This window comes from Sutterella megalosphaeroides (assembly GCF_003609995.1).
In the GTDB taxonomy this organism is placed as follows: domain Bacteria; phylum Pseudomonadota; class Gammaproteobacteria; order Burkholderiales; family Burkholderiaceae_F; genus Sutterella; species Sutterella megalosphaeroides.
Genome location: NZ_AP018786.1, coordinates 1,477,438 through 1,492,523, shown reverse-complemented (window position 1 = coordinate 1,492,523; position 15,086 = coordinate 1,477,438). Strand labels below are relative to the sequence as shown.

Below are 15,086 nucleotides of genomic sequence, written 5' to 3'. Positions count from 1 at the left end.
CTCGCGGCCCTCTGCGGGTCGCAAGTCGGGCGGTCCGCCCTTCCCGTTTGCGTCGCGCCTCGCCACGTTCTCGGGACCCCCGGAATGCCGAATCCCCTCCCGTTCGGGAGCGGATAGGCAATCGGGCGGAACCTCATCCGCCCGATTGTCGTATCACGTCTTACTTCGCTTTCGGCAGGAACCGACTCGGCTTCCCCGAAGCGCTGAAGAAGAGTCGCTGGCTCGCGCGCGACGCCGACACGTAAAAGAGCGCCTTTTCGAGTCGCTCGTGGTGACGGCGAGCGGGTGCGTCCGCGCCCTTCGGAGCAGGAAGCGGGAAGACGCCCTCGTTCATGCCCGCAACGAAGACCGCCTTGAATTCGAGGCCTTTGACGCGGTGCATCGTGGCCGTGCGAAGACCGGGAAGCTCGGGGTCGTCCGCGCTTTCGGCCTTGAGCGAGCACACCTGAATCCCTCGATTCCGAAGGGCCTCTTCGTAGCGAGCGACGTCGCTACGGGTACGAAGAACGACGCACATTTCGGAGTAGTCCAAGGGCGCCTTCGGGTCGTGAGCGAGCGCCTTCGCCCGATCGGCGATCCAATCGCACTCCGCATCGAACGAATCCGCCGCAAAGACTTCCGGCGCCGCCCCGTGACGAAGCGACGCGTAGCCCGTCTTCTCGGCCGTACCGCCTTCCATGTCGTCGACCGCACCGCGCGCGTAGACCGACTCGGCGGTCTTGCGGATTTCGTCCGTCGTACGGTAGTTGACGCGGAGCTTTTTCGATCGACCGCGAATCTGAATGCCGCAACTCGAAAACGCGACGGGCTTCACGTAGATGCGCTGGTGCGGGTCGCCCACGAGGAAGAGATCCCCTTCGATGGGGGTTTCGAGCTTCGAGACGTCGAGCGCGAGCGCACGCAAAAGCTTCAGCATGTCGGGCTTGAAGTCCTGGATTTCGTCGGCGATCACGGCGCGATAGAGCCCCGAGGGGTGCGCTTCGCGAATCACACGCTCCGCAAAGTCGCAGGCGTCTTCGACGGTCATAAGGTCGCGCAGCTGAAGCTGCGCGCGCATTTCTTCAAAGACGGGCCAGATGTCGCGACGTTGTGCGCGCGAGAGCGCCTGACCGCGCCCGGCTCGCGGCGCCTGGAAGTAGTCGCGCGAACTCATGCAGTGGTTCGGGAGCACCACCTCTTCCCATTCGCTTCGGTAGAAGCTTTCGGGCAAATCGATCGAAGCGGGACGCCGTTCGAGGGCCGCTTCCCAGCAGAGTTCGTACGGAGACCCCGGCGCGCCCGGATACGCGACCTCGCGCCCGCCCCCGTTCTGACGCACGAAGGTCGCGAGCCACGCGTCGATGTTGACCACCTGAATGCGGTTCGCCTCGATCTTCGAGCAGAGGGTTTTGAGCTGTACCGCCAGGTCGAGCGCGAGGTTTTTCGTAAAGGTCGTAAAGAGCACCTTGTCCTTCGGCTTCCAGTCGGGGAGACGCACGAGGTGGCGCGCACGGTGCAGCGCCACGACGGTTTTCCCCGTACCCGCCCCGCCCGTCACGCGCACGGGACCGTACCAGGCCTTTTCCACGATTTCGCGCTGCGAGGGGTGAAGGAAGACGCGCCACTCTTCGAGCGGTCGATCGAGAATGTCCCGGAGTTCCTCGTCGCTCGCCACGACATGGAAGTGCGAGGGGTCGAGCCCCGTCGGGGTGTCGGGGGCCGTGCGGGCAAATTCCGCGCGGCGGGTGCGACGGGCGGCTTCGCCGTAGGCCTCAAGTACGCTCTCGCGCGCTTCGCCCTGCAAAAGCCACGTGAGCGCTTCGAAAACGGGCTGCGGGAAATGCGTGCGGCAGGCCTCGAACTCCTCCGCGCTCGTGAGGGACCGCAGGTCCGCAAGCAGCTCGTCGGGAAGACCCAACTCCATCAAGTCCGCATCGGTGAGCGAGGCAAAGAGCGGCGCGGGAACGGTTTCCTTCGAAGCTTTCGATTCGCCCGCTTCCGACGTCGACCCCGCACGGCCGTCGTCCGTCGACGCTTTGCCGTCGGTCTCGGCATCGGTGTGTTGGACCTTTTCGACGGGCTCTTCCACGGCTTCGGGCGCAACGCGAGGCACGCTCGCGTCGGGCGCCGGCACCACGGTCGAGGCGGCCGCCCCCGGAAGATTCGCGTAATAGACCTGGAGGTCCCCCGTATGGGGATTCACCTCGCAGCGGTGCGAGTCCGCCCAGTTGGCGGCCGACGCTTCATCCCCCGCCCAGAGGAGCACCACCAGGTCGCCAAAGACCTTGAGAACGACGGTGAGGTCGGGGCTCAGGACGATCCGCTCGTAGACGGAAGCGCCCGGGAGCGTCAGACGCGGGTACTCCACCCCGCGCCGAAAGCGCATCACGAATTGGGAGAAGATCTGCTTGGGCTTCCCCGTCAGGCGCGCGCTCGCCGTCAGCACTTCGCGGCTCAAAACGAGGTGACGCTCCTTGAGGGGCGTCGCGGGAGCGTCGCCCTCCTTGGCTTTTTTGGTCGTCTTCCCTGCCTTGGGGGTCTTGGCCTTCGTCGTACGCGTACGCTTCGGAGCGGCCTTCGCCTTCTCGGTTGCGGTTTCGGGTGTCGTTTCTTCCGCGGTCTTCGTTTCTTCGTCGTTCGTCGTCATCAGCGGTCTCTCTCAAATCTCAAATCGTTTGTTCGGTCTTCAATCGGTCTTCTTCCGTTACGCGATCGGAAGCCCCGGGTGCGCAAGCAGGCGTTCGAGCACCTCCTCGACGGGGGCCGAACCGTTCACGCATCGGATGCCCGCCGTGCGGTGTTCGAGGGGTGCGTCCGCACCTTCGAGCACCACCGCAAGCGCGGCCTCCTTCCAGTAAAGCTCCGCCGTCGCGAACACTTCGCCGCGGGCGGGATCCACGAGGTCGACGCCCGCGTCGTTTTCGTCGATCGCAACGCCCGCCTTTTGAAGGGCTTGCGCGAGGGGCAGAAGCTCTTCGGGGAGAAGTTCCGATACCGACGCCCAGGCGGCTGCATTCGCGCCGTTCGCATCGGTCGCACCCGCATCGGTCGCCTTGGCGTCCTCGGCGGAAGCGACCGTCGGGGTTGCGTTCGCCGCCCGTTCGCGCGCTTCCCGGAGTCGATCGAACGCCTGCGCCCAGGGCGACACGGCGCTAAGCCGCTCGAAGACGCTTGCTCCCGTCTCGTCGCGCGTTTCGGGAAGGGTCGGCATGAGAACGAGTTCGTTCGTAAACTGCAGCGACGCGGCCTCCGACCAGAAGGCGCGCATGCTCGCTTCCAAGGGGGCCGAAACGCGGGTGTTCAAAATCCCCTTCAGGGCTTCACCCTCGGCAAAGAGAATCGCGGCGTTGAGGCCGGTCGAACAACGGTATTCGCGGCGCAAGGGCGTATCGGCAGGCGTTTCGAGCGGCCCTTCGAGCCAGACCTCGCCCGGTTCGATCGCCTTCGCGTCGACGAGCAACGCCGTCGCATGCTGCGCGCGCACCCCGAGCTTTGCCCCGAGTTGCGCTTGAATCCCGAAGATCCCCGCAAAGGCAGCGGCGAGCGCACAGCCTTCGGCCTCCTCGGGGTTCGAGAGCCAGACGAGGAGTCGACCGAACGATTCGACGTTGAGAATCCAACGCTTCACCACCGTGTCCCACTCCGGAGGCTCCGTCCCGGTGAGCCCCTTGACGGCCGTACGCCACTGCGGATAAATCGGAGCGGGCGGCGCCGCCCGAACCAAGGGGGGAAGCCCCCGGTGATCGATCTCGGTCCCGTCCGCCTCGGCACGCGCCGTCACGTCGTCCCAATAGAGGGTCCAGCAGCGCATGCCTTGGTTGAGAATGCTCTGACGCTTCGCACAGTCGTCGGCCAGGATGTCGCTGTGGTAGGTCCAGCCGTCCGTAAAGACCGCCATCGTCCGGTCGGGCCGACGTTCGCTTTCGCGCAAGGGGCGGAAGACGAAGTCGGGACGCGAGGGGCGTTCGCCCTTCATGTCTTCCTGAAGTTCGAGTCGCCAAAGAAGTCCCGAGCGCATCTGCACGAGGTAGTGGAAAAGGCCCGCGCCGGTGGGAATGCGCTTCACGCATTCGACTTCCGCGGCCTTGCGAAGCGCCACGACGAAGTTGCGCTCGAGGATGCTCTCCATGGGGTCGACGCCCCCCGTCGTGTCGATCGAACCCGGCTTGAGGTCTTTGGCTTTCGCGAGGATGTCGGTCACGATTTCGATCGCGCAGGCGCGCGAAATCTCGCGCCGCTGCGACGAATCCCCGTGCGCGTAGACGCAGCGGTAGCAGCCGTCCGAATCGGGATCTTCGCCGCACGGGCAGTCGGTGAGTGCAGTGAGCGCCGTGCGGAAGACTTCGATCATGTTCTTTTCGTCGGCAAGAAGCTCCTTCAGGTAGCCCGTGCCGCCCGGCACCGTGTCGTAGACCACGATGTAGTGGACGCGCTTGCGCCCGCCTTCCGCGGGCTCGACCATGGGCATCACCCGGAGGTGATCGACCGAGCCGTGGAAGTAGCGCCGCAACCCCAGACGCAGGGCGGCGACGAGCGACGCCGTCACGGTCGCGGGGGTGTGGGTTTCGGTGAGGATCCCCTGAGGGACGCGAACGCGCAGGATTTCGCTCTTGAAGGAGCGCGAGAGGACAAGCCCTTCGATCCAGTCTTCCTTCGAGGGGTCTTTCGTCACGGGGCACGAAAAGTCGTGTTGCTCGCGCCCGTACGAATATTCCTTCCCCTGCGCGTTGCGGCGCACTTCTTTTTTCACGCGACCGCAGTGCTTGCAGACGGCAAAGCCCGGGGCGTCGAGCGACTGCGATGCGACTTCGAAGGGCTCCGACATCCCCGTGCCGCTCTTACCGAAATTGAAGTCGCGGAAGGTGGCGGACGGGACGTATTCGAACCCGAACCCGTTGCTTTCGGGCAGCACGAAACTCCGACGCTCCACGCGCGGATCGATGTCGACCAACTTCATGCGACTCTGATCGACGTGCACGCGGTCTTCTCGGTCGTCCGAAATGCGATCGCTCTTGATGTCGGCGTAGGCGTAGACGTTGCGAAGCTGAAGCACGGGACGACGCTGCCCCACTTCCTGCCAGGCGGGTGCGCCGCAGCGCGGGCACGCCGACCCCGTCTCTTCCGGTCGATCGATCGCGGAATGGTTGCAGACGGGACAGAACCGCCACCACGCGACCTTGTCGTCCGCGAGGTCGACCTGGTCGATGTGAAGGACGAATTCGTTCGCGTAGTAGCTGTTTCCGGGCGCGAGCTCGAAAAGACCCGTCGACGCCGCACGGCGGAAGTTGAAGCGCTTGTAGACGCCGTCCTTCTTTTTGCGGGTCTTCTTGGCGGCAGATTCGGGAGCGGCCGTTTCCTTGGTCTCAACCTTTTCGGCGGCTTCAGACTTGTCGGATTTATCGGCCTTCTCGCCCTTCTCGGAAGCGGAATCGGGAAGGTCGAGCCCCTCCAACGTGTCGTTTCCGTCCTCGGCGGCGCTTGCGCGTTCGGCGGCAAGCACCGCTTCGCGGCCCGTGTGGTCGGGCGCACGTCGATCGCGAATTTGCATGACGAGCCCGTCCAACCCGATCCCCTCTTCGGGGAAGGCATAGTTCGGCAGAATCCCCTCGTCCGTGAGAACGTTCAAGGTCTTTTTCGTACGGAATTCGTCGCGGCAGAGCGTCTGGAGCGCATCGATATTGAGCTGGAGCTCTTCGATCGTGCGCTGCGTGTGTTCGTCGATCGGCCCCTTCTTGAGGCGCTGAAGGGTCGACTTGTAGCCGTCGCGCTTCTTTTCGTAGGAGGTCCGCTCGGCCACGAGCCGCTTCAACTTTCCGAGAAGGCGCGTCTTGACGGACGGCGTATCCTCCGACGTATCGATCAGGAACCCCAACAGGCGCCGGCGCTCTTCGGGCGTGAAGATCGTCCGATCGGTGCCGGGCACAACGAAGAGCCCCGCGAAGTCGGCCAAAAGCCCCTCCGCGTTTTCCTTTACGAAGTCGAGCAACCCGAAGGGGAACTGCGCGGAGGTGTACCCCGCGTCTTTCGCCGCTTCGAATTTGCGAAGGACCTCCCCGATTTCGTCGGGAACAGAAGCGCCGTCCACCGCTCCCATCCAGCGCGTGATCGCAAAGGCAAAGAGCTGACGTTCGAGGACCGCAGGGGCGTGCAGGAAGACGCCCGGCGGATTCACCTCGGCTTCGAGCATCTCCTCGGGATCGGCCCAGAAGTACTGCGCGTGAAGGCTCGTGTCGCAGATCGTCATCGCAAGGGCATTGCCGTCGCGGCGCCCCGCTCGACCGATACGCTGCACGTAGTTCGCGGGCCCCGGGGGCATGGAGGACAAAAGCACCGTACTCAGGTCCCCGATGTCGATACCCATTTCGAGGGTCGGGGTCGCGCAGAGAAGATTCACGTCCCAGGGTTCCCGCCCGTCGATGAAGCTACTTTCAATGCGACCGCGCTCTTTGTGGTCGAGATTCCCCGTGTGCTCGCGCGCCGTGACGCGCAACGGGGTCCCGCGGTACGTGGCGTTGTCGGGGGCGATCGTTTCGATCGCGTGTTCCTTTGACATACACCCTTGCGAGAGGCAGGGCATGGTGCGCCACGCGTCGGCGCGCGCGGCGTCGATCACGTGCGAGCGACCGCAACGCGGACACACGGCGCGCTTCAGGGCGCGCGTCACGCTCCAAGAGCGCGGCGTCATGAGGTAGACCGGAATCGACCCCGCCTTCTCCGACATGGAAAGGCTCGTGAGCGCCCCCGCGTCGGTCAAGGCCGAAAGAAGCGTCGTGTAGATTTCTTCCCGGGCCGCAACGACGTCGAGCCCGTCCCCGAAACACTTCGTGAGCCAGAGCGTGTACCAGTTTTCCTTTCTCGAGTCCTTCGGAAGCACGGCGTCGAAGTACGGCAGCGCCTGAGCCGCGGGATTGCGAAGGACCAAGGGAGCGGGCGGACGGAAGTTCGGCCCGTAGGTGGGAAGGTAGCGGCTCATCGCGAACCAGAACTGATCCCCCGACACGACGAAGCGCCGGAAGTCGTCCCGCCCTTCGGAGCCGTGGGAAAGTCGCATGTCGAAGGCCCCGCGCAGCTTCTCGTGCATCAAGAACCCTTCGACGAAAAGCAGGAACTGCTCGATCGGCACGTCCCGCAGCCCTCCGACCGTTTCGGAGAGCGTCCGGAAAAGCTTGTCCGCGGCGCTTTCGATGCAGTACGTATCGGGCGAGATCGTGCCGATTCCGAGCGCCTCGACCGTACGGCCCGAGTGCACGCGCATCGTCATTTCCACGAACGCCTCCCACCGCAGGCGCTGTGCGACGTCGCGGTAGAGGTACGCCCAGGGGGTGGATTTGCCCTCGTCGTTCTTCAGGTCCGGAATGCGTGCGAGCAGGTTTTCGAGCGCAACCGTCGGGTCCTTGGTCTTTCCGTGATTGTCCTGGTAGTACTGCGCGATGCCCGAGCGGAATTCCGTCCAGGGACGGCGCCAGAGCATGCCCGAGGGGATGAAAGTCGAGACGAAACGCGCGACCGCGATCCGTTCGGCCGCTTCTTGCAGTGCGGCCGAGGGGGAGGTCTTCAGAGCGCTCACGGCGCCCGTGCGCTCCAACCAAAAGTCGCCGATCGTGGCGAGAAAGCTTTCGAAGTCGAGCTTCCCGCCTTCCGGATCGCGCATGAGGCCCGCCACCGCCTGACGCAAAGCGAACATGTAGCTGCGCGCTTCCATGAAGCCCGCGCGGTGCGCCGCGTCCTGAACGGAGTCGGTGAAGTTGATGAGCTTGTGGTCGTCGTTCGCGTCGCTCGAATGGAGGTGCCCGGTCACGGCCGAGGAGAGCGTCACGGAGCGCGCACCCAAAATGCGCATGGAGTTGAGCGACCCGCAGAGGGCGCAGCTCGTCTGCAGACGCACGTAGCGCCCGTCTTCGTTCGAGCCGCTCGTATGAATCTTCGGAACGCGCACGATGATCGGGTCGTGCTCGGTTTGGCAGACGGGACAGTGGCGGTCGTAGACCGCGTCGGGGTTCGTGTCGTGCACCCAGGTGAGGGTCGAATGCTTCGTGCAAAGCCGCATGAGTTCGCCCGGACGCTCGGCACGCGCCTTTTGGAATTCGTCCTTCACCACGGGGTAAAGAAGCTTCGCGTTCGGGTCCTTGCGCGAGAACCACGCGCGGTAGAACCCCCGGGCGCCGCCCGTGAGGGAGCCGTCCGCCACGACCGCACCCCAGGCGGTCGCGTTGCAGGCGCGACACGTCACTAGCGGGAGCGCCAGGGGCCGCTCGGTCTTGACGTCCGCCATCGGAATGAGTTTCGGTTCCGCTTCGACCGTCGCGAGCATGTTCGCCAATTCACGCACCCAGAGCTGCACCCGCACCGTGAGGAAGGGAACGAGCTTGCCGTCCGAGCGCTCAGTGCGCGCCATCGATACGAGCGCGACGAAGCTCCGGATCATGAGCATCGTTTCTTCGACCGTTAGCGCCCGGAAGGCGGGCACGTCATGGCGCCAGCTTTCGGCCAGGGTTTCGAGGTGAACGATGCCGTTGGCTTCCGACATCAGACGACGGAACGCCGGATGGTGCGGAAGCATCCGCCCCAACATGAGAGCGGCTTCCCTCCAATCGTCGACCTCGCCCGGGCGCAGACGCACGATCTGCCCCAACCACGTGCGGATCGAATCCGCAAGGAAGATTTCGACGGAATTCGAGGCTCCCTTCGTTGCCAGGCGCTTCGCTTCGAAGGTCGAAGGCCAGTCGCCCGCCCACTGCGGTTCGCCGAAACTCTCGAGATACTCTTCGGTGCCGAGACGATCTTCCGTAACGACGCTCTCAACGGACGAGAAGTCGGCGCCGAACACGTCCGACGCGTACGCTTGCAAGCGCTCCAACCCGTCGCCGCCCCCGAGCGTCGCGGACGTGCCGACGCAGGCCAGGCCCTCGCCCAAGTCGAGTCGGTCGCGAAGGCGTCGCACGAGACACGCGAGGTCCGTCCCCTGGGCGCCGTCGAACGTGTGGAGTTCGTCGACGACGAGGTAGCGAAGCGAGCGCCCCGAGGTCTTTTCCCAGAGCGACCTATCCTCCTCTCTCAGAAGGAGGTAGTCGAGCATCTTGTAGTTCGTGAGGAGAATATCGGGCGGATTGCGCCGGAGCGTGTCGCGGTCCGTGATGGAGGAGCACTCACCCATCGTTCTCGACTCGAACCCGGGCGCGCCCGTGTAAAGACCCACCGTGATTTGAGGGCCCTCGACCTTTTTCACCGCGTCGCAGAGTTCCGCGAAGCGCTTCGCCTGGTCGGTCGCGAGCGCGTTCATGGGATAGATGACGAGGGCCTTGATCCCTTCGATCCCGTCCTTTTTCATCCGCAGCACGGCGTCGAGAATCGGGAGCATGAAGCACTCCGTCTTCCCCGAGCCCGTCCCCGTCGCGACGATGGTCGACTTGGGATTCGGATAAAGGAGCCGCTCGAAGGCGCGCGCCTGATGGCGGTGCGGCTCGAAATTCTCCAGAACGCGCAGCTCCCCCGCAAATTCCGGAAGAAACTCGGGGAGCTTTGCGTCGCACTTGCGGAAGGGGCGCCGGATTTCAAGCCACGGGCCCTTGACGAGGTTTTCGCTCTTATCGAGAAACGCTTCGACGATCGACTGCCCGTTCGGGCGGAAAGCGGTCGTCGCGATGGGAAATTCGTTCTTGACGAAGGAACGTATACCTTCTTCGATGTCACGGGAAGTGAGGGTCGGGAGCATGTTCGGGCGTCCGGTGGTCGGTTGAGCCGCAACGCTCGGACCGAATTTGTTCGGTCCGAGCGGGCTTTATGAATGGGAAGGATAGCGAATCCCGAGCGTCGGGGTCGGGGCGACTGGTTGACTCTCGGGATTCGGCCAGGGCGGTTTTTCAGCTTTCCCTTTCCTTGAGGGCGAAGCGGGCACGTTCCGCGGGTTCAAGGGGGATCAAAAGAGCGTTCCTTGGACGGGCTCCTCCTTCGCCTCCTGCTCCGACAGGGCGGCCGCAACGGTCTCGGCCTTCTTTTTCGTCGATTTCGCTTTCGAGGTCGACTTGGAGGCGGACTTCGCTTTGTCCTTCCCCTTCGAAGCCTTGGTTGTCTTGGAGGCCTTTTCAACCTTGGCATCCTCTTCGGACGAGGATTCGGGTTGAGCCGAAGGTTCGGGCGTATAGGCCTGAAGCACGGCCGCGTCGACCGTACCGTACTTCTCTTCGAAGTAAGCCCAGGCAATCCGGTAATCCGCTTCGCGGTCGACCTTGAAGAAAGGCGCCTCGTAGCGGATCGTGCGCTCGACGGGTTCGTCCGTGAGCGACGCGTCGAGGAAGGTTTTCGTCACGAACTCACCTTCCTTCATATCGTGTACGTCTTCGAAGCCGAGCCCTCGCGCATCGACGGGTTTGAGGTTCTTCGCGTAGTAAATCCCGTCCTTTGCGTCCGAAGCACGCGCCTTGCGGGGAAGCCCCACGCCGCGCAGACCGTTCCCGTTGGGTGTGAACACAATTCGCCCCTTCTGGTCGTACCACGTGTCGCGTTCATAGCCGCGCATCACCGCAAACTGCATACGATAGAGCGCGAGGAGCTCGTCGAGAGTCAATCCCATCACCTGAGCCGTCAGCACGTCGAGTTCGAGCAGAGCCTGACGACGCTCCAGGTCGTTGCGCAGACCGCATTCACGCTTGAGGTCAGACGTAAGGTTCGCCCAGAACGCATTCTCCACGCCCGGCCGGGTTTGTGTCCATTCGAGCGACGTGAAGGTTTCGCGGAAGTGATCTTGCCAAAGCTCGGAATAAGGATCCGTCAGGCAATTGAGCGCAAGGACGCGGGCGAATGCGGCATCTTGACGGGCCCCGTAATGAAGCAAAGGAAGTCCGCTCATGAGCGCCGGCAAGAGATGCCCCTTCCCCAACTGACGCACATATGCATCCATGGGCAACGAAACGAAACTCGAGGCGAGCGACAGCAGTTCCGTACGATCGGACGTCGACAACATATTCACCGTGTTAACACAGGCCACCCCGGGAGGGACAATGGCCCCCGTCAAGGTGCGCTCCGAATCCGTCCCCACCATCTCACGATAGGCCAATCGCCAATGTTCGTCGAAAGCAGTGTCCTTATCCGGGAACTTTTGCTGACGCCGAGCGTATTCGTCTTCATCACAGAGCCGTTCGTATTTCACGCGCGGCAGGTAGTCCATGGAAATGGCCGTAAGGTCGATCGGTGACCAGGCCTTATTACTGATACACGGGTTATCGGGCGACTTAAAGAAGGGATTTCCTAGATGAATGTGCGGTCCGTTGAGGATCGGTTCCGTCTCGGGCGTTCGGGTTTCAAGTTTGGGGAACTCGACAATCGTACCGTCCTTGCGAGACGTCGTTTCGTTCCACATATTGGAAATTGCATAGCTCTCACCCAGCGAGGAAATTCGCCGCCCGAGACAACCAAACTTTTCCAAGATCCTAAGCATCGATTCAGTGTGAATGGTCGGCAATACGGGTGCCTCCGGATCATCCGAAAAGACGCGTGCAATCTCTTTGAGCGTTTCGCCGTTGAGATGAAGGAGGCGCCCCTTGGCCCCCTTCAGGTTCCAATCACCCTTTGTCGTCTTCGTTCCTTCCTTGATCTCGGTGCCGAGATCCCGGAATGATTCGTCGATCGTCTTCGGGTGGTATACATTCATGATGGCCGTTGCATCAATGTCCGTCGTTGCCGGGCCATAAACCGCGACCAGATAGCTGGTGTGATTATTAACATCGGCAAACAGCTTCAATACGTTGTCAAATTGCGCCGCAAAATGCAAACGGGTATACGAAGCTTTTCGGAGACTCTTCCCGTTCGTCTCCGTAAAGTTCGTCGGCGGATGCAGGAAGCCCTGCACGCCCTCAGGCGCGGCATTGGCCCAACTCAGGGGCAAGAAGAGCTTGAAGAGATTGACTGCTCCCCCCTTGGCTTCGGGATAGATCGACGCCGACCCCAAGAAGTTTTGCGAACCTGCGCACTCTTCATATTCGCTGAGCCAGCGGTGCTCCAACTCCGGCAGACGTTCAAGAAGCGTACGGTTCGATTGGTCTTTTTCAAGGAGCATCGAGCGGATTGTCGACGAACTTTCCTGACGGAAGTAGACGTAGGGGAGATAGTCGCCCACCACAAGCCTCGAATTCCACTGAGGCCGCATCCACGGCGGATTCCCGAACGTGAGATCGAACCCGGCCTCCTTGTTCTCTTCGGGCAGGAAAACGTCCGCAAACTCCAGGGGCCAGTGGAAGAAGCGGTAGCGCTTCGCCACGTCGCAAGCGACGGCGAGAGCGGTGCCTTCCACGACGATACGGTCGACGTTCACGCGCCCGTAACCGTCCTCCGCAACACTTTCCTTTTTTTCACCCCAGAGACCCTGAGCGTACGAAGGCTCGTTCGTCCCGAGCACTTCGCTCGAAAGGATGTTCCCCATGTCGAACAAGAATTCCTCGCGCGTCGGGAAGATCTCGGCCTTCTCGATCGGCCAGAACCAGAGCGCGCACCAGTAGTCCATCGCCATCTTGAGGCGCAGCGCTTCGCCGCTCCCTGCCGTGCCGTCCCCGCGTATGGTCGCCAAGACGAGTGCATTCTTCTCCTCGTACGAGAGCTCTTTCCCAGTGCGCGGCGCCTTGTGACCGTAAATGTCGTACGGATCCGTCGTATCGGCACGGAGCTTGCGAAGCTTCTTTGCGAGCGAGTCCCAGAGCTTTTCGGCCTTGTCGGAGAGTGCGAGGAGCTCCACGAGCTCTTCTTCTTTGAAGCGCTTCGAGATGAATGCACGACGATTCTTCGAGAGCGTATCGAACTTCGCCCGGTAGATCGCCTTCACGTCCTTGTCGTCGTAGGCGGCCATGCCGGGGTCGGGCAGGAGGAACTGCCAGATCTGATTCGCCCCGAGGGTCTTCGAGCCGATGTCCACGGGCCCCTTCTCCCTCCACGCGCCGGAGCTCACGTCGTCCTTGGTGAAGACGCGCCGGCGGCAGCCGATCAAGGAGTTCCCCGACTTGAGCTGCAGGTTGAACCACGGCACGAACCGGTCCGAAGAAAGGGCGTTCAGCCACAAGGACACTTCGGCGAGCTCGACCGCGACGGGGTTCAAGTCGACGCCGAAGACGCAGTTGTCGGCCATGAACATCTTGACGCGCTGAAGTTCCGCCGAGTAGGTCTCTTGCGAGAGGCGCTCGTTCGCGGCTTTCTGGGCGTAATCCATGTAGAGAACCGCCAACTGGTTCACGGCTTCGTTCAAGAAGGCGGCCGACCCCATGGCCGGTTCGCAGATCTTGAGCGACAGGATCTTCTCCGCGCGCGCCTTGTCGTCGGGGAGCTTCTCGAGCACCGTCTTCACGTACTCGGCGATCGTGTACTTGACGACGCACTGCGTGAGGAGTTCGGGCGTGTAGTAGGAGGCGGACTTTTCGCGGTCGCGCCCCGTCAGGCGGTAGATGAAGGTTTCCTTCGGATAGACCTTCAACTTCTTTTCCCCTTCAGGGGTCGTGACGTAGACCTTTTCGTCGTCGTTGTAGTGATCGAGCTCGGACGCAGTCACGAAGTACCCCGCCTCGAATTGGTTCACGGCTTCGCCCGCGGGGTGCACCTCGTAGAGGTCTTCCTTCGCAAAGAACCCGCGGTAGGAAAGGAGCGCTTCGTAGACCGCCCCCAACTGGTTGATGCCGAGGTGCGCGTAGGAAATGCGCCCCGTTCGGGCGCGTTTTTCACCGCGCGAAAGGCTCATGAGACGGATCACCTTCTGAAGCACGGCGTTCGGGAAAACGACGCGGTTCAAAAGGGGCGTGCGGCTCATATCGAAGAGCGTCCCGCGCAGGGGCTCGATCAGAAAGGCCTCGGCCGTGAAGTTGGTACCGGGTTCGGCCGCCTTCTTCTCTCCCTTCTTCGTTTCAAGCGAAGGGGCCTTTTCGGTCGTCCCCTCCGCGTAGAAAGAAACGAGCTTCGTGATGGAGTCGTGCAGGAACCGCCCTTCCCGATCTTCGTCGGTCACAAGGGGTACGAGCTCCAGGTCGCGCAGCGACTCGAACGAGTAGCCGCTTCGGTACGCGAGATTGTCGACCGGGGCGTACTTCAGCTCCTTTCGCGACTCAACGAAGAGGAGGAAGAGAATGCGGTACATGTAGCGCAGGCACTCGACCGTGAGGTTCGCGGCAAGCGATTCGTCGCTCCAAATGCCCTCACCGCGCGCACGGCGCTTCGCGACGATCTGCCGCGCGGCTTCGTTCCCGAGGAGTTCGATCGCTTCGCGAAGCGACTTCTTCAACGATTCCGAAACGCCGTACGCTTCCTTGTGGGCCGTTTCGTCAACGTCGTCAAGGAGCACCGACCCTTCGACGGAGGTCATCGATTCGGAGCAAAGGAGCGCCCCGCACACATCCAGGACGGACGCTTCGCGACGCACGAAGAGGTCCTTCCAATTGAAGCGCAGCACGGCGCGACGCCCGTACTTCGTGCGGTCGACGAGCACCCAGGTTTCGGGCGCGGCAAGAATCACCCAACGGGGCGGGCGCTCCGCTTGGAAAACGACGTTCGCGACGAGCTTCCCCCAGTCGTCCGCGAAGTTTTCCTTCGCTTTCGCCGTGAGTTCCGGGAGTTCATTGAACTGCCTGAGATCGACGTGCATCGCCAGGGGGTCTTTATCGTCCTCGTCCCCCTTCAGGACACCTTCCGTCGCATCGAGCACCCAAAGGACGGGGTCGCCCGCGGTGCCGTCCGCGGTCTTATGCCCGAAAGCGCCGAGAAGCGGCAACGGCATCCGATCGTCCCCCATGGGGCGCACGGTTTCCACCGATTCAAACGCCGGAATGCGCAACGCCTCCATCATCCCGCGAATCGTCTTGCGGGCGGCATTCAGTCGCTCGATCGGGTCCGCTTCGGCGCGGATTTCTTCGAATTCCGCGAGGCGCTGACGCGCTTCGAGCCTCAACGCGTGACCGGGAGCAAGAAGGCGCTTCGCCTTTCCGCCCTCTTCCGCCTTCGCGGCGCTTTCCGCCGCCTTCGACTCTTCCTCCTTCCACGCGTCGAGCTTCGCTTTCAGGGTCGAGCCCAAGCTTTCCGAGAAGAAGTAGGCGCTGTAAAACTCGTGTTCGTTCTCAATACCGTTCCATTCCATGGCGGTC

Annotated in this window: 3 protein-coding genes; all 3 read right to left on the bottom strand. The window is 62.7% G+C overall.

From position 1 onward, the window contains the following. Nucleotides 1-160 precede the first annotated feature (160 nt). Entirely contained in the window at nucleotides 161-2,626 is a 2,466-nt protein-coding gene (locus tag S6FBBBH3_RS06255; RefSeq protein ID WP_120176932.1) for a 3'-5' exonuclease, read from the bottom strand. 57 nt (nucleotides 2,627-2,683) lie between these two features. Further along, nucleotides 2,684-9,691, bottom strand: a complete 7,008-nt coding sequence (locus tag S6FBBBH3_RS06250) for a DEAD/DEAH box helicase (protein ID WP_120176931.1) — start codon at nucleotides 9,689-9,691, stop codon at nucleotides 2,684-2,686. Between the two features lie 204 nt (nucleotides 9,692-9,895). Then, on the bottom strand, nucleotides 9,896-15,079 hold the full coding sequence (locus S6FBBBH3_RS06245) for a hypothetical protein (RefSeq protein WP_120176930.1): 5,184 nt from the start codon (nucleotides 15,077-15,079) through the stop codon (nucleotides 9,896-9,898). Nucleotides 15,080-15,086 lie beyond the last annotated feature (7 nt).